Here is a 16,087-nt window from a genome sequence, read left to right on the forward strand (position 1 = left end):
GAGTTAATTTCTACATAAGTTTATTTTTCCCATTACCAGTCTTTCCAAAGCCTAGCCAGATGAACCACAAGATCCATCCGAAGAAAGGTATTAAATTAATAAAAATCCATTTCCAATCTTTTCCAAAATCTCTGATTCTTCTGATATCAATAGCTATTTGAGGAATAATACAAACTAATCCATATGCATTAAAACCAAACGTTTTTAAAAATATTGGGATAGTTAGGAAAGAAATTATAAGATTCGCTAGTTGAACTAACCACCAGTCCGATCGAGATGTGAATCCTTTGAAGTCTGTAGCTTTAATCCAAAACTCTTTATATGCGTTTAAAAAGTCATTAAACATAAATTAAAAATTCAAAGAATCAAACAATATCAATTTAATCCTTAATTTATCAAAATATTATTTATTTACTAAATAGGATCAAATAAATTCATATCATTTGAATCTTGTTTTGAAATCTCATCTTGATTTGGTAATAAACAGAATCCGTCTTTGCAAATCATCTTTTCTTTTGCAATACCGTTAGTTTTTGAGAATATGTTTTTGTTATTGTTATTCGAAGATTCTTTAAGCATTTATATAAAAAAATTAAATCCAATATTAAATTAATAACTCAATTTATTTTTATAAGCAACAAAATTAATATTAATTATTTATTTACTTTTTTTGATTTGGCAAGTCTCTCCAAAACAGCGCCATTATATAGATGAATAAAGATATAGAACAAATATAAAGTAAAGAATTTAGATGCATTTTTATTTATTAAAGTAATAATTAAGAAGTCCTTTCATAAAAATGGGATTTCAACAGATTGGTAATTTTTTGTCTTAGTAATCAAACAAATTCTAGTATTTATTTAAGTTTTTTATGCTTTTCCCAAACTTTGAGAAGGAAAAGTTTTTAAATTTTTGGAATATATCTACTTAAATTAGTAAAACTTATAAATCTAAGAGTTGTATAAATCCAATCAAATTCTACATTTTTGAATGTTTATTGTATTTCACGATCTATCCTTATTTAGTTCTGTTAGAGCTTTTCTACCTTCCTTAAGGGTTCTTAAGACGAGCCAAGTTAGAGAGAAAATCATAATAATGGTAAGTGTAATTAAAGAAATATGAGTTGTAATAATATTGTTCTCCAATTTAATTAAATTCCTTATGAGTCTTTAATTCAAAAAATTCAAAAATTCAAACGTCTGATCTAGAGTAAGCAGGTATTAACATTCCTCCATCTTGATCGTCATTGTTGTCATCATCAAACCCACCCCCCAGAAGTAATTCAATAATTACAAGTACAGCTACTGGATAAAGGCACCATAATATCGCTGTAAAAGGACTTACTGAGGAAGAAGCTGAGTAAAATTCTGTCATAAAACGATATTAATCTAAAGAAACAACAATTGTGGATCCTCTGGGTAGTGTTTTATTCAAAATTTCTAAAAATATTTTTTAAAAACTTTTCTCTTTAGCACGAATAGATCTTTGGTATGTATTGATATTTTTATTCTTAAAATCAATTTGAATAATAATTTTTTTGAACCTACTTAAAAAGTAATAATGACATAATGAATCGCGCGATTGTTATTTTTTATACTTAACAATAATTGTACAATTTTGATTCAAAAACTATTATTTATCTTGATTTTATAAATTCTATGTTTTCTTTCACTTTTGATCCTTTGGCTGCGATATTTGGCATATCTGGAATTGTAGGCTTCTTTTTCTTCGTTTCTGCTGCTAAGGGAACTTCCAGTATCAATACAAAACCACATAAGGAATTAGATTAGAACTTATTGTCTCAGAAAACTAAATTGAAATTTTAAATTTAGTATTTAAATGGCCTTTTAATTATTACTTATTCCATTGTTTAGAAATAAATTCAAGAAAATCTTTTAGATCCTCTTCAGGACAATTTGTTTGTTTTTGTAAATCAATGCAAATTTGCTTAATATTTTCAAAGGCCTTTTTTACTATTTCGTTTTTTTCAATAACCTCAAAATATTCTTGATCAGTAAAAGGCATAATATTAGTTTCCTTCTTGAAAATTATTTATTTACCATATTTTATCTACATTGACTTAACAGTAAAGAAGAAAAAATCTTTTTTCTTAAATTTAGCTACCCAATCGATAATGTTTTTTAATACTTTTGGTTACTTCCCATTCGCAGTTAAGTCCAGCAGGAAACTCAACTAGATCTCCAGCATTAATTACGTAAGTGTCACCGTTTTGGGTACTTATTTTCGCTTGACCTTCAATAATTAAGCAAATTTCCTTATCATCGTAATTCCATTTAAATTTGCTTGGATCACATTCCCAAATAGGCCAACTTTTTATTCCATACTGAATTATTACGCTTGCACTACAGGGGGAAGTTATAAGAACTTTCACGAAATAATTCGGATGTTTTTTTCATTTTACAAATAAAAGAAATACTTATTTTCGAGAATTTGTATTTCTTTACTGTCTTTTATTTTTTTTCGTTTATCATAAAAAAAATTTCTAATCTATGGATGAGCTTTCTGTATTGTCAATTTCGCTATCTATAGCTTCTTTAGGAATATTTTTTTTATTTTTCGCTTCAAATGATGATGATGACCAAGATGGAGGTAAGTTGATTAAATCATTAGAAAGAATTAATTAATTCCAAGTAAATAAAACATTTAATAGAAATTTATAACCTATAAAGCCTGCATAAATGCAGCTTAAAAAAATAACATAGACTTCCAAAGTTCCGAGCCTTTTTTTCTTTAATGTTTTCATTGTTTTGAGTGTTTATAGGGTAATTTTATTTGATTTGATTTTTATTAACATGAGTATTTTTTACATTAACTCAGAGATTAAAGAATTATTAATGTCAAGCCAAAAAATAAAAAACAAGTAAAAAATATTATTTTTTTGGTAATTTCTCTTTCCTCAGTATTAGCAAAAAATAAGGAAATTACTGGAGATATGCTTAATAAAGCCCACCCTACTCCTATGGGAAGGGTTTTAAACACAACTTGTTGTAGAAATATTCCTACATTTGTTCCAAGAAGTATTGAAAGGAAAAATCTTTTTTGTTGTTTTTTGTCTATGTCTTTTAAGAAAAAATTAATCTTAAATCCTTTTAGACTAATTAAAAAAATTATTGCACCTAATAATCTTATTTCAGTTGTAAGGAAAGGAGATAAATTGCTTTGAAGGAAAACCATCCTTGATAAAAGACCTCCAAGAACAGCACATAAAACTGATAAAAAAGGAAAAGCAAAAATCTTAAAGTTATTTTTTTCTGAGAAAGAGGAGTTTTCCTCTTTAAAATCGCTACCTTTTCTGAGAATTATGAATAGCGAAATCGTTACTATAATTATTCCAACCCATGATTTAGTCGTTAAATTTTCATTAATAAAAAATTCCCCTGATAAAGCTGCCATTAACGGAGAAAGAGTTTCTATAGATAAAGTTTTTCTTGTGCCAATTATTTGAAGTGACTTTAAATAGAAAGTATCACCTAAACCAATACCTATTATTCCACTAATTAGTAGGATAAATATGTTTTTTAATTCAGTTGTAGAACTTAGATTGATAAAAGCAGGTATAAAAATTAAAAAAGCTATTATATTTTTTATTAAATTAATATCTATTGATTTATATTTTTGAGTTTGCGAGCGCCAAATAAAGCACGCATATGTCCAAGCTGTAGCAGCTCCAAAAGCAGAAAGGATTCCAATCAAAACGAATAATTTTTAAAATTTTATTTTATAAATTGAGTAAATGCTAAAAAGAATACATAAATAAGAATCAAAATCCCTGGTAAGTACTGAATTAGTGATTTGAAATTATTTATTTTCATGTTTCTAAAATAATTTTATTTTAAACAGTTTTTTTATTGGTAGGGTACAAACTCTCTAACTTCTTTCTTCTTTGAACTTTCGCATTAATTCTTTCTTCTTTTTCTTTTTTCTTGATCTCATCATTTATCTTATTTTGTCTATATCCAAACCAAAGTAGAACCCAAATAACAGAAGTTATTAAAAGAAGAGCAGTATATTGACCAGTCATAGGAAAACTGGCTTCAGAATATTTAACGTAAGAAAAAAACAAACTCATTTAATTAACTTAAAGCATAAAAATAACGACTGTGTTGATTTTTCTAGAAATTTAAAAATTAGCGAATCGTAGCTATTTATTTATGTGGTTTTAAAGTTTTATATTTATTTTTTTATGGTTTTTGGACTAATTTTTATTTATAACTACTTGCTATTATCAGATTGAAGCATATTTAATAATAAGTTTTTGGAACCTTTTGATTTAGCAGTTGTTGGAGGCGGTGCTGCCGGTTTTATGACAGCAATAACTGCTGCTGAAAATGGAGTAAAAAGAATAATAATTCTTGAAGGAACTTCAAAACTTATGGAGAAAGTAAGGATTAGTGGAGGGGGAAGATGTAACGTCACTAATGCGACATGGATACCGAATGAACTAATTGAGAATTACCCCAGAGGTGGAATTCAGCTCTTGGAATCATTTAATCGTTTTGCTGCTGGAGATGTATACGATTGGTTTGAGAAAAAAGGTTTAAAATTAAAAATTGAGGAAGATCTAAGAGTATTCCCAGTGTCTAATTCTTCTTCAGATGTTATTGATTGTTTGAGAAAAAGCGCTTTATCAAAAAACGTAGAGATACTAACAAAATTTTTTGTAAAAGAAATTGCAAAAACTCCAGATAATATATTCAATATTTTTAGTCTTAAAAAAGCAAAGGTAACTGCAAAAAATATTATTCTTTCAACTGGAGGTAATCCAAGCGGATATAAATTAGCTCAAAATCTTGGACACACCATTGTTAAACCTGTACCATCGCTTTTTACTTTTTCCACAAAAGAACCAAATTTAGATGAATGTAGTGGGGTATCGATAAGGGGCGTAGATATAGAAATTAATTTAAACAATAAGAATTTTCAAAATAGAGGTGATTTACTAATAACGCATTGGGGGTTTAGTGGGCCAGCAGTATTAAAACTTTCATCAATTGCAGCAAGGGAACTTTACAGCCAAAAATATAAATTTAATTTAATCATTAAATGGTCTTCTTTAAATTATGAGGATTTAAAAGAAAAAATTAATCATTTAAGATTAAATAAAGGCAAGGTGAATCTTATTAATAGTAGACCTGTTCCACTATTAACAAAAAGATTATGGATTTTTTTATTGAAGAAAATAGGTATTGATAAAGAGAAAAAGTGGGCTCATTTACTGGCGGATGAAAGAGAGAAAATGATAAATACTCTAATGAGGGATAAATATATAATTTCGGGCAAAGGTCCATTTGGCGAGGAATTTGTTACTTCCGGAGGCGTAAAAATTAATGAGGTTAATTTTAAAAGTATGGAGAGCTTAATTTGTTCAGGGTTATTTTTTTCTGGTGAAGTTTTGGATGTTGATGGGATCACTGGTGGATTTAATTTTCAACATTGTTGGACAAGTGGATGGATCGCTGGGATGGCAGTCTCAAAGTTAAATCAGTCAATAATAAATTACTAAGTAATAAATTAGTAAGTAACAATTCAATAAGTTTATCTTTTTTTTATTAAGGATTAGACGGAAAAAGTTTTTTGGAGAAACTTTAATTTTAAAGTTTTAATTATTGGTGAAGATTAATGCAGAATCTTGTATCAAAAAAAGAAGAAGAGGAAAGAAGATTAAAAGCTTTAGCAGAATATAGGATTTTGGGAACCAAGCCAGAATCATGTTATGACGATATTACAAAAATTGCTGCTTCAACCTGTAATGTGCCTATTTCTTTAATGACATTGGTAGACAAAGATAAACAATGGTTTAAATCCAAAATAGGACTTCAAATATCAGAAACTAGGAGAGATTGGTCTTTTTGTACCCATGCAATAAAAGAAAATAGTCCATTAATTATTCATGATGCTTTCCAAGATGAAAGGTTTATAAATAATCCATTGGTAACAGGAGACCCCAAGATTCGTTTTTATGCAGGTTTTCCCCTTAGAAATAGTGATGGTAATAAACTAGGAACTCTTTGTGTAATAGACAGAAAGCCAGGAAATCTAACTACACAACAATTCAATATTATGGAATTATTATCCAAGCAAATAGTTTCATTTTTAGAGCTTAGAAAAAAGTCATTGAACTTGCTAGATGCTTTGTCTAACTTGCACAAACAGGAAGGTATTTTATCTGTCTGTTCATATTGCAGAGAAGTGAAAAATAAGGAGGGCGATTGGATGCATTTAGAAAAATATCTTTCGAAAATTAGTGATATTAGATTCAGTCATGGGGTTTGTGATAATTGTATGGAAAAACATTTCCCAGATGTAATCGAAGTATGGAATAAAAAGGATTTCTTTGAAGATGGTCAAAAAAGGTTTTTAGAGTCCTAGATTCAATACCTGACTTTTTATTGTTTAATTTATTTTCTAAACAAATTCTTTATTTGGTGGTTAGTATTGTATAAATTTTGACTAGAAAATGTTATTAGGAACTTTATTGACAGGTGAAATTGCTAAAAGTGCATTAGTAGCATATGTTCATTATTTAGGAATAATATTGTGTTTCGGTTCTCTTTTGTTTGAAAGATTGACTCTCAAAGTAGGTCTTAATAGAAATGAGACGATCTCAATGATAATTGCAGATGTGGTTTATGGTTTAGCAGGGGTAGCGATATTAGTTACTGGGATTTTGCGTGTTAAGTACTTTGGTCAAGGAGGTGATTTCTATACAGGTAATCCTGTGTTTTGGATAAAGGTTTCTCTTTATATTATTGTGGGATTACTTTCTTTATACCCAACAACAACCTATATCTTATGGGCCATTCCATTAAGTAAGAATAAATTACCTGAAATATCTGAAAATCTAGTCAAGAGGTTCAGACTAATTATTACTACTGAATTAGTGGGCTTTGCAACAATACCTTTCTTTGCCACTCTCATGGCTAGAGGTGTAGGTTTAGGTTGAATAATTTATTTCTAGAAAGAAATTGTTTAATAAGTGCAAACAAACTATATAGATGGAGTTTAAGTTATAAGATTTCTAAATCTAAAAAAGAGATTATCTTTATTGGTTTAAATCCCTCATTATCGGATGAAATTTTCTTGGACAACACAACAAAAAAGATAATCAAAATTTCGAAAAACAATAATTACGGCAAAGTAAAATTAATAAATCTATTTGCTCTTATTTCAAGCAAACCAGAAAAACTTTTTAATCATAAAAACCCTGTGGGCTATCTAAACAATAATCATATTTATAAAAACTTAAAACATTGGTCTGAAAGTAAAAATTGTGATTTATGGTTAGGTTGGGGTAACAAAGGTAAATTTCTAAATAGAAATAAAAGAATATCAAAAAAAATAATGCAATATAACTCAATTAGGAAAAATAATTTTGAAAATTCTCTTGGACCGCTTTTAATTAAGAAAACAATCAAAGATAATCCAATACACCCTCTATATTGTTCTGATTATTCCATTCTCCAATCTTACTTTTAGGTAGTAAGGCTCAAATGCAAACCAGTATTTTTAGCTAATCTGTTAAATATGTGTTAATTTCTATTTGTTAAGTTAACCTAATATGAAAATTTCAAAGCAATTAAATAAACTAAAAACCTTGAATGTTCAGGCAGAAAAATGTTCTACAAGAGAAGAAGCAATAAAAATAATTAATAAAGCAAATAAAGCACAAAGTAAAATCAAAAAATAAATAAAAAGTAATTTCACTTATTCATAAATTATAATTTTCAAAAATATTTAATTTTCACAAATACACCATATTTATTTCTTAGTATTTATGTCTTTGAAAATAATTAAATCAAGGAAATCGCACGAAAGATTTAGATCGACTAGAGAATGGCTAAATTCGATGCATTCATTTTCTTTCGCAGAGCATAGAGATCCAAAATGGGATAATTTTGGGAAAATTAGAGTTATAAACGAAGATATTATTTCTCCTAATGCAGGATTTAATACACATTCTCATGCAAATATGGAAATAATTACTGTCGTAACAAAAGGAGCAATAACTCATAGAGACTCTTTAAACAATCTTGGAAAAATTCACAAAGATGAAGTACAAGTTATGTCTGCAGGTACTGGAATCTCTCATAGCGAGAAGAATGAAGAAAATGAGATCTGTAAGTTGTTCCAAATTTGGATATACCCTCAAAAAGAAAATATCAAACCTCGATATGATCAAATTTCATTAAATGAAAAGTTGGGGGACAATCTTATTTTTAATTACAAAGACGGTAAAAATAATAAGCTTTTTCTAAATCAAAGTATCTCTTTATGGCGTTGTAAATATAAGCCAATTAAAGAAAAAAAATTGCCATTGAAAATCGATAAATATAATTGGATACAAATAATAGAAGGTAATCTATTATTAAAAAGTAAAGATTCTAATTCAAATATATTTCTCGAATCTGGAGATGGCTTGGGTTTTGAAGTTAATTATTATGATGATGTTTCTATAAATACTGAAAAAAACTTAGATTTTCTCTTATTTTCGATGCCTTCCTTATAATTTATTTGTTATTTTACCCATCAACTCCTTTATTAAATGCATTTAAGGCTTGCAAAGCCATATTAAGGTGAACTTCCATAGCACCAAGTGCAATTAAAGAATTTGGTGATTTATCTTTTAGTAAATTCTCTTTTCTTTTTGATAACTCATTAACTACCTTCTTGGTTGAAGCTTCCCAATTGTTGATTAACTCTTCAAATTCTCTTTTTTCAGGGCTTTCTATTTCTGCTAATTCATCAGAAAAATGAGAATCCTTTTGTGCCTTAAGCATCAAGTAACTTAATTTTTTATGACTTATTGCTTGAGGTAAATTGTTAGGTTCACTCATTGCTAGTGGTTATTTCTTAGTCAAAATCTAACTAATTAAGTGAATATTTGCTAGAGGGTAAACGGTTGTGATGACCGACCTGAAAATTACGAAATGATACTTGAACAAAAAATGGATTTATTAACCTTTAATTTTTCACTTATTAGTTTCTTGAAATAATCTCCACGCTCTTCATAATTTTTAAATTGATCAAAACTAGAGCATGAAGGTGAGAATAATAATGTTCCGACCCTATTATTTCGTAAATAATGAAAAACAAAATTTAAAAGCTCTTTTAGTTCTGAAAATACAAAAATATTTTTTTTAAATCCTTCATTAAGAAGCGCCATTTTTAGGACTTTTGAGCTTTCTCCAAAAAGGAAAACACATTTAACTTTTTTCTTTAAAACTTTTATCCACTCACTATATTCATTACCTTTTAATCTACCCCCAGCAATGATTATTATTTGACCTTCAATTGAACTTATTCCCGCAATAGATGAGTCAAAATTTGTAGCTTTACTATCATTAATGATTTCCAGATTATTATTTTTATAAATTGTTTCCATCCTATGGGGCAATTGTTTGTAATTAGATAAAGAATCTTTAATCTTCTTGCCAGATAATCCAACTTTTCTTGCTGCTGCAATTACCAATAAAAGATTTTGAAGATTATGCATTCCTTTTAAAGAAAAATGTTCAAGTTTGAATAATTTCTTCCCTCTCTCAACAATGTACGCTTGTTCATCTATCCAATAATCGCAATGAATAAAATTTGATTTATCAAAACTAGTTGTTATCCAAACCCCTCTTGATAGCGAATTGTAGTGATTTCTTAGGTTTTTATCGTCATAATTATAAATTCTAAAATCAGATTTTTCTAATAAGCTTTTTTTTATGTTGAAATAGTTTTCAAGTGTTTTATGTCTTTCAAGATGATCTTCTGTGAAGGTTGTCCATATTCCAATATTAGGTTTTACTTCTGGAGATATTTCTATTTGATAACTGCTTAATTCAGCTACAACCCAATCAATTTTTTCATGTTTTTTGGAGTGAGCATACTTACATAAAGGTGTACCAATATTTCCAGCAAAAGGAGCATATAATCCAGTATCACAGAGTATATGGCTTAGTAGATGAGTAACAGTAGTCTTGCCATTAGTGCCAGTAATACCTATCCAATTTGTGTCTTTTAAAATTTCCCATGCAACATTAATTTCTCCAATTACTTTAATTCCCTTTTTTTTTAATTCAATAATAGTTATATGGTCATAAGGTATTGATGGACTTACAACAACAGATTCTATCTCTTTCAAAAAAGGTTGAATTTCTTCAAATACAAATTCTTTATTTAGAGAAACTATGATATTAAGCTCTTCTAATGCTGTTTTTCTTTCTAAGAATTCTATCCCATCTTTACTTTCCCAAACAATTACTCTCTTATTGATGCTTCTCAAATACTTGGCAGCCCAAAATCCAGATTTACCTAATCCAATTACAAGATTAATATTTCTTTTACTTGAATGATTATCTATCATTAAATTTATAATTGCATTTATATTAATTGTGTTTAAAGGGTAATTCAATCATGAGATTTTTCTTCAGTATTTATAGTATTCACCCAAGAAAAGTTAATTAATGGAAGATAATACTGCAAAATATTGGTTCTCTTGGTTTTATGAAAAGTGGGAGAAAAATGCTCCAGGTGAATTAATTGAACAGGGTTTAACTCCGTCTCAGATTGCTGAGCGCTTTGTTAATGAAAACCATGATAGTTTTATTCAATTGTCAAAAAAAATTGATGAAAAAAATTATGATGCCTTAACAGAATTTATGAAACTCTCAGAGAGTGAATTACATATCTTGAAGTATTTTCTAAAGTTAGTAAAAATGAAAAATTTATAAGAAATTATTAAGTATTTCGAGGCTTTTTCCCCATAAATTTTTTCTTTCTTTTTTATTCATGGCGAAAGGAGAAGTAGGGGATAGTTTTGGATGACCTCTGAAATTAAATCTAGGACCATAATGATCTCCACCTCTTACGTCTGGTGAAGTAGCTGCAAAAAGCTGAGGTAAAGCACCCATCTCAGCAGTTTGAAAAATAGGACTAAATAATTCTAATGAGAATGTTTCTAATGGACCAGGGTTAGGTTTTTGAGCAGTAAAGAGATTTGTTTTTGCAATTCCTGGGTGAGCAGCTAAAGAAAGTATATTTTTGTGCTTTAAGTTCTCATTTAGTTCCAAAGCGAACATTACATTTGCCAATTTGCTATTGGAGTAAGATTCCCATTTGTTATAATAGTTCTCGGCTTTCAGATTTTTCCAACCAACTTTGCCAAAAAATTGTGCTCCGGAAGTCACCGTCACTATTCTAGATTCTTCTTTTTTTTCAATAATTGGAAGTAGCTTTAGAGTCAAAAGCATATGAGCTAAATGATTAACTGCAAATTGTATTTCATATCCTTGGGCACTAAGAGTTTTAGGCGGATGCATAATACCTGCATTATTGATAAGTAAATCCAAATTTTCAAAATTATCAAAAATTTTGGACTGAACTTCAACAATATTATTTAAATCTGACAAATCTAATTCTAAAGGTGTAAATAATCCTTCAGGATTAAGACTGTTAAGTTTTTTGATAGTTTGATTAGCTTTTTCAAGTGATCTACAAGCTATAACAACATGAGCATTTTTTTCTGCTAAGGCCTTTGCAGTGTAGTATCCAAGACCACTATTCGCACCAGTGATTAGCGCTGTTTTGCCTGTAAGGTTTGGAATATTAGATGTTTCCCAGTTAGAAATTTTAGGTCTTGAAATAGTGGCAGTCATTTAGTAATCCTGCAAATTGCTTTGGAATTTAACCAAAATTTAATTACTATTCCACTGTAAATACTGGAAGTCAGTATCGTGAGCTCTTATTAAAGGTACTATTTAATATTATTTTTCAATTGCATATTGCCATTCGTTATTTTGAGATAAACTTTTCTCTCTAAGTAACTGTAATTTCCTACTATTTATTTTTACAACTATCCCATTAGTTGGATATTTCGCAAATATTTTTTTCTCTAACCAATTTTTTTTATATATTTGGATTTCGCTTGTATGATTTGTGAAGTAACTGTCAGGGGTGCTGAAGCCACATTTTTTAAGATAGTTAAGGGTTTCGTATTGATTAAGTCTTCCATTAAGTATTTGGAAACAGCAAAAGCGGAGACTTTCTCCAATCCCTTTCTTATCATTGAGGTATTTTCTTGTAATTCTTTGGGAAATGCCGGCAACTTGGTTTGTAGCGTATAGTTCACCTCTAATTTGAAAATCTCGTTTGATAGGAATACAATCGGGGATATTTTTAATTTGTTTAATTTTGCTTGAGACATCAAATCCTTTTTTTGTAATAGCTTTATTAAACTTGCCATCTAGATATCTAATTGCAATAGCACAGCCATCAATTTTTGGTTGAATGCTTAATCTTGTTTTTGTTAATAAACTTTCCAAAAATTCTTTATAGTTTTCTTTGGCTAATTTTGGCAAAAATTTATTATTTTTTTGATTAAAGTAGTCAGGCTCTCGATCAACAGGAATAACGAGCTTTTCAAGTTGCTTAAATGCATCATCCGAAATTATGCCTTCACCTATTCTGTATTGTTCATCTAGATACTTAACATCTCTCACTAATAAATTATTCATAATAATTTTGATAAATATTTAAAAATCTTTTAGAAAAAATCAATTAAATAAAGATTTGAAAATTAAAATTAGATCTAAAAAGTAATTAACCACTAAACATCCTCCTACGCAGAGAGCGATTTAAGAGTATAAAATGTACTTATAAGACGTTTTAAATTAAATACTTCAATCAAACATATTTACTTATAAGTGAAACAGAAAATTTTAAAGATTAATTCAAAGGCAAATTTTTGAATTTTCAACCAATAAAAAAAAATTTTTTAAAGTTATTAGAAAATGTCATTTTTATTAAAAGCTCAAAATACATGGGAAAATTTTGCGAAATACAAAATCAATGATTATGCAAAATTAAGAAATTTTGATTTTGGGCCAAATAACGAAAGTTCAGTTTCAAAATTATCGCCTTTCATTACTCATAGAATATTATCGGAATATGATCTGATCCATGATATTAAAAGTAAGTACAAAATCAAAAATTCAACTAAATTTGTTGAAGAAATATTTTGGAGAGTTTACTGGAAAGGGTGGATGGAAAATAGACCTAAAGTTTGGAGAAATTTTATTTCAGAAAATAATCTCGATTTTGATTATGAGTTATATGAAAGTGCAATTAATGGCAATACAGAATTAGATTTTTTTAATTCTTGGGTATATGAATTAAAGCAGTACAACTATTTGCATAACCATACAAGAATGTGGTTTGCGAGTACTTGGATATTTAATTTAGGTCTCCCATGGCAATTGGGAGCAAAGTTTTTCTTTAAATATCTTTTTGATGGAGATGCTTCATCTAATCTCCTTAGCTGGAGATGGGTCGGAGGATTGCAAACGAAGGGAAAACAATATCTTTTTTCATCATCAAACCTCAGAAAGTTTTCAAATAATAGATTTAATGTAGAAAAAATATGTAATCAACAGATTTTTCTTGAAGAATCTAATCAAATACCATTTGAAGATGAGATTTATAAAAATGATATGGAGCCTAAATCAGATAATCTGATTATGTTTGAAAATGATCTACACCTTGCAACCCTTAAAAATTTACTTCCAAGCTATAAAAGAGTATTTATTATCCTTTTAAAAAATGAACAAAGACAAATTAAATTGTCTGAATCTGTATTGAAATTTAAACAAGATTTGGTCTATGAATTTTTAGAGCAATTTGATAATGTTGAACAGATTGATCCTTGTTCATTGGAAAATACTTTTAAAAATACTAACGAAATAGACATTATTTATCCTGGAGTGGGAGAAAATTATGATTTCATAACTGAGTTTAAAAATTTACACCATAAAAAAATTTTTAATCTTGTGAGGGATGAAGATTTATTCGCTTGGAAATTTGCTAAAAGAGGGTTTTTTAAATTTAAAGAAAATATTCCAAAAATAAATCAGAGAATATTAGAAAATTTTTCAAAAAAATAATTTTTAACTTAGTTGAATTCCTAATCAGAAAATAACCCTCTGATAAGTAGGTATAAATACTTATTTAGGTGCGACTTTTGCTCTTTAATCCACGATGGATACTGTGACTAGTTATTTTTACTTAAGGATAAATTTTTACTAGTGCTTTCAACAATTCTTACCAAGTCGTTTAGCAAAGATACTGCTTTATTAATTCTTAGAGTTATAACTGGAACTGTTCTTATACACCACGGTTACGAGAAATTAGCAAATATAGAAAATTTCGCTGATGCTTTTGTAAGACCATTACATCTTCCATTCCCAATATTTTTATCATACATAGCGGCATTCTCAGAAATAGGTGGTAGTTGGTTATTAATTATAGGCTTAGCCACAAGATTCGGAGCTTTGGCAATTGTTGGAACAATTTCCGTGGCTATATATCATGCACTTGTTACTTCAGGTTTTAATATTTTCTTACTAGAGCTTTTACTTTTATATTTCGCTTCAGCAACTTCAATTTCATTAACAGGTCCCGGTAACTTCTCCTTAGATGAAGTCATTATCAGAATTTTGAAATCAGAAGACGAGGAGGAAATTATACCTTCAACAAAAGCAAAAACTCCCAATCAAGTTGAAGTTAAAGAAGAGACAAGCAAAGGTGGTTTATTTCAATTTCTGCAAGCGAATATACTCTCAGATACTTCAAGCTAACTTTTTAGGATAAAGACTATTTATTAGTTCTAACCTTTTTCGATAACTGTTTCTCTTCTCAAGCTTTATCTTAATCGTTGCTTCACAAAGACTTATAAAAAGCCCTATGGCAGTCACCCAAGATAGAAAAATAAAAGGGTTTTCTGGAATTTCTGAGAAATTCATATAAATAATGCTTCTTTTTTAAAACTGACTTATCACTATATGTATTTCAACCTAAATATACAATTTAGAAATATTTAAGGATTAATTTCAACTTTTTCCCATTTTTTAACCTTTTCCCAAAGATATCGTTTATGAACAGGCTGTTCTAATTTAAGAAGATCTACTGAATATACTTCAAAATTTAGAACCACAAAATTTTCTGACTTGGGTAGATTGGATAATCTTAAATGAGTAGATTGGACTTTTGGGTTTATTTTCTCTCCAGGAGACCCCCAAAACCAAGAAGATTTGGATTTTTCTGATAATGAATCCCAATAATTTTTGTTGTCACTTAATTCACGTATTTTTCCTTTAAATCTATATTGTGATTTGGTTTTCAAAAAGAACCATAATATTTCTGCATTAGGGTTGGATTTTAAATGCCCAATTTTTTCACTTCTTCTATCTGTGAAAATTATCATTGAACTGTCTTTATGCCATCCTCTGAAAACAACTGTTCTTAATCTTGGCTCATTTCCTTCGCTGACTGTTGCAAGCTGTATCCATCTATTAGAGGGTGATTTGCCCTCTTTTTTTCTAGAAGATTTTAAATCTTGCCTCCAACTGGGTAAGTTGTTATCAGGCATTTAATTTAGGCAATATTAGACCACTTTTCTTTTTGTATTCTTCGAATGAATCATATTTTGAGAGCGATTTATCTTTTTTTATCATTCTTGGTAGAAAAACTATAGAGAAAAATATTGCAAGAATTACCAATGGAACGAAACTCATTGAGAGGATGGCGAATGATAGATAAATTAGTATTTCTCCTAAATAATTTGTATTTCTTATATTTTCGAAAAATCCTTCTTTAATTAGATCTTTTTTTAATTTAAGAGAAAAATATTTTTGGGCATCACTAGCAAAGTGTAGAAACACACCAATTATATTTATAGATACAGAAGCAGCTATTACAATATTTGGAACAGATTTCTCAGATGAGATAAGAATGTAGGGAGCTACCCAGTAACTTCCAAGGAAAATAAAACCAGTAACTGAAGTTAAAAAATTGATTTTTTCTTTAAAATAAGGATCTGGGAATATCTTTTCTTTTAAAAGCCAAAGTAATCCATAAGTACCATGCAGAGCTAAATAAACGTAGGGAGCGATCGTAAAATTATCAAAAAAAATCATGAGACCTATCACTACAAATGCAGTGAGCCCCTTATGTAGATTAATTAATTGATTAAGTTTCATCTTTTTGAATAATCTAAAAAATGAAATTATTTTCTGTGGATCTAACC

At 28.6% G+C, this 16,087-nt stretch carries 24 protein-coding genes; 11 read left to right on the top strand and 13 right to left on the bottom strand.

From position 1 onward, the window contains the following. Positions 1-10: 10 nt before the first annotated feature. The 3 genes from EU98_RS0109175 to EU98_RS01505 form a co-directional block, all read right to left on the bottom strand. Positions 11-346, bottom strand: coding sequence for a DUF805 domain-containing protein (locus EU98_RS0109175; protein WP_032516314.1), 336 nt, complete (start codon positions 344-346; stop codon positions 11-13). A 68-nt stretch (positions 347-414) separates the two neighbouring features. Next, positions 415-579, bottom strand: a complete 165-nt coding sequence (locus EU98_RS10010) for a hypothetical protein (RefSeq protein WP_193743043.1) — start codon at positions 577-579, stop codon at positions 415-417. 612 nt (positions 580-1,191) lie between these two features. Next, positions 1,192-1,374, bottom strand: a complete 183-nt coding sequence (locus EU98_RS01505; protein WP_025939205.1) for a hypothetical protein — start codon at positions 1,372-1,374, stop codon at positions 1,192-1,194. Positions 1,375-1,658: 284 nt separating this feature from the next. Here EU98_RS01505 and EU98_RS10160 point away from each other — a divergent pair, with 284 nt between their 5' ends. Continuing rightward, a complete protein-coding gene (locus EU98_RS10160) occupies positions 1,659-1,790 on the top strand; it encodes a hypothetical protein (protein WP_275040621.1) in 132 nt (43 codons plus the stop codon). 64 nt (positions 1,791-1,854) lie between these two features. Here the strand turns inward: EU98_RS10160 and EU98_RS10015 are convergent, their stop codons facing one another. Further along, positions 1,855-2,025 (bottom strand): hypothetical protein, encoded by a 171-nt coding sequence (locus EU98_RS10015; RefSeq protein ID WP_011863490.1) that lies wholly within the window; start codon positions 2,023-2,025, stop codon positions 1,855-1,857. Between the two features lie 91 nt (positions 2,026-2,116). Next, positions 2,117-2,392: a cupin domain-containing protein gene (locus EU98_RS01500; protein WP_032516316.1), complete on the bottom strand. Its 276-nt coding sequence runs from the start codon at positions 2,390-2,392 to the stop codon at positions 2,117-2,119. A gap of 118 nt (positions 2,393-2,510) precedes the next feature. On the opposite strand from EU98_RS01500, the gene EU98_RS10165 reads away from it, so the two are divergent. Beyond that, a complete protein-coding gene (locus EU98_RS10165) occupies positions 2,511-2,645 on the top strand; it encodes a hypothetical protein (protein ID WP_012008254.1) in 135 nt (44 codons plus the stop codon). Between the two features lie 196 nt (positions 2,646-2,841). Here the strand turns inward: EU98_RS10165 and EU98_RS01495 are convergent, their stop codons facing one another. Both EU98_RS01495 and EU98_RS0109185 read right to left on the bottom strand, forming a co-directional pair. Continuing rightward, positions 2,842-3,714: an EamA family transporter gene (locus tag EU98_RS01495; protein ID WP_032516317.1), complete on the bottom strand. Its 873-nt coding sequence runs from the start codon at positions 3,712-3,714 to the stop codon at positions 2,842-2,844. A gap of 139 nt (positions 3,715-3,853) precedes the next feature. Then, the gene (locus EU98_RS0109185) at positions 3,854-4,090 is read right to left on the bottom strand and encodes a hypothetical protein (RefSeq protein WP_032516319.1); all 237 of its coding nucleotides are present in this window, start codon (positions 4,088-4,090) and stop codon (positions 3,854-3,856) included. A gap of 186 nt (positions 4,091-4,276) precedes the next feature. Here EU98_RS0109185 and EU98_RS01490 point away from each other — a divergent pair, with 186 nt between their 5' ends. The 6 genes from EU98_RS01490 (at position 4,277) to EU98_RS01470 (ending at position 8,527) form a co-directional block, all read left to right on the top strand. After that, positions 4,277-5,524, top strand: a complete 1,248-nt coding sequence (locus EU98_RS01490; RefSeq protein ID WP_032516321.1) for an NAD(P)/FAD-dependent oxidoreductase — start codon at positions 4,277-4,279, stop codon at positions 5,522-5,524. Between the two features lie 116 nt (positions 5,525-5,640). Next, positions 5,641-6,390: a GAF domain-containing protein gene (locus EU98_RS01485; RefSeq protein ID WP_032516323.1), complete on the top strand. Its 750-nt coding sequence runs from the start codon at positions 5,641-5,643 to the stop codon at positions 6,388-6,390. 88 nt (positions 6,391-6,478) lie between these two features. Further along, positions 6,479-6,964 (top strand): DUF2214 family protein, encoded by a 486-nt coding sequence (locus EU98_RS01480; protein ID WP_032516324.1) that lies wholly within the window; start codon positions 6,479-6,481, stop codon positions 6,962-6,964. Then, positions 6,961-7,497, top strand: a complete 537-nt coding sequence (locus EU98_RS01475; RefSeq protein WP_032516325.1) for a DUF1643 domain-containing protein — start codon at positions 6,961-6,963, stop codon at positions 7,495-7,497. The genes EU98_RS01480 and EU98_RS01475 overlap by 4 nt, the downstream gene beginning before the upstream one ends. An 82-nt stretch (positions 7,498-7,579) precedes the next feature. After that, entirely contained in the window at positions 7,580-7,708 is a 129-nt protein-coding gene (locus EU98_RS10170; protein WP_072165471.1) for a hypothetical protein, read from the top strand. An 87-nt stretch (positions 7,709-7,795) separates the two neighbouring features. Next, complete coding sequence (locus EU98_RS01470; RefSeq protein WP_072165472.1) at positions 7,796-8,527, top strand: pirin family protein; 732 nt, start codon at positions 7,796-7,798, stop codon at positions 8,525-8,527. 13 nt (positions 8,528-8,540) lie between these two features. Here EU98_RS01470 and EU98_RS01465 read toward each other — a convergent pair whose 3' ends face one another. Beyond that, on the bottom strand, positions 8,541-8,855 hold the full coding sequence (locus EU98_RS01465; protein ID WP_032516326.1) for a hypothetical protein: 315 nt from the start codon (positions 8,853-8,855) through the stop codon (positions 8,541-8,543). A gap of 86 nt (positions 8,856-8,941) precedes the next feature. Continuing rightward, on the bottom strand, positions 8,942-10,372 hold the full coding sequence (gene murD, locus EU98_RS01460; protein WP_032516327.1) for a UDP-N-acetylmuramoyl-L-alanine--D-glutamate ligase: 1,431 nt from the start codon (positions 10,370-10,372) through the stop codon (positions 8,942-8,944). Between the two features lie 100 nt (positions 10,373-10,472). On the opposite strand from murD, the gene EU98_RS01455 reads away from it, so the two are divergent. After that, entirely contained in the window at positions 10,473-10,739 is a 267-nt protein-coding gene (locus tag EU98_RS01455; RefSeq protein ID WP_025900824.1) for a hypothetical protein, read from the top strand. Here the strand turns inward: EU98_RS01455 and EU98_RS01450 are convergent. After that, positions 10,734-11,663, bottom strand: coding sequence for an oxidoreductase (locus EU98_RS01450; protein WP_032516330.1), 930 nt, complete (start codon positions 11,661-11,663; stop codon positions 10,734-10,736). The genes EU98_RS01455 and EU98_RS01450 overlap by 6 nt on opposite strands. A 108-nt stretch (positions 11,664-11,771) precedes the next feature. Next, positions 11,772-12,521, bottom strand: coding sequence for an NAD-dependent DNA ligase (locus tag EU98_RS01445; protein WP_032516331.1), 750 nt, complete (start codon positions 12,519-12,521; stop codon positions 11,772-11,774). 276 nt (positions 12,522-12,797) lie between these two features. On the opposite strand from EU98_RS01445, the gene EU98_RS01440 reads away from it, so the two are divergent. Continuing rightward, complete coding sequence (locus EU98_RS01440; protein WP_032516332.1) at positions 12,798-13,946, top strand: FAD-binding domain-containing protein; 1,149 nt, start codon at positions 12,798-12,800, stop codon at positions 13,944-13,946. 141 nt (positions 13,947-14,087) lie between these two features. Continuing rightward, positions 14,088-14,639, top strand: coding sequence for a DoxX family protein (locus EU98_RS01435; RefSeq protein ID WP_032516333.1), 552 nt, complete (start codon positions 14,088-14,090; stop codon positions 14,637-14,639). A gap of 239 nt (positions 14,640-14,878) precedes the next feature. Here EU98_RS01435 and EU98_RS01430 read toward each other — a convergent pair whose 3' ends face one another. Continuing rightward, the gene (locus tag EU98_RS01430; protein ID WP_032516334.1) at positions 14,879-15,430 is read right to left on the bottom strand and encodes a pyridoxamine 5'-phosphate oxidase family protein; all 552 of its coding nucleotides are present in this window, start codon (positions 15,428-15,430) and stop codon (positions 14,879-14,881) included. Beyond that, complete coding sequence (locus EU98_RS01425) at positions 15,423-16,040, bottom strand: DUF1295 domain-containing protein (RefSeq protein ID WP_032516336.1); 618 nt, start codon at positions 16,038-16,040, stop codon at positions 15,423-15,425. The genes EU98_RS01430 and EU98_RS01425 overlap by 8 nt, the downstream gene beginning before the upstream one ends. Between the last annotated feature and the right edge of the window lie 47 nt (positions 16,041-16,087).

The organism is Prochlorococcus marinus str. MIT 9314, assembly GCF_000760035.1.
GTDB classification, from domain to species: Bacteria; Cyanobacteriota; Cyanobacteriia; order PCC-6307; family Cyanobiaceae; genus Prochlorococcus_A; species Prochlorococcus_A marinus_B.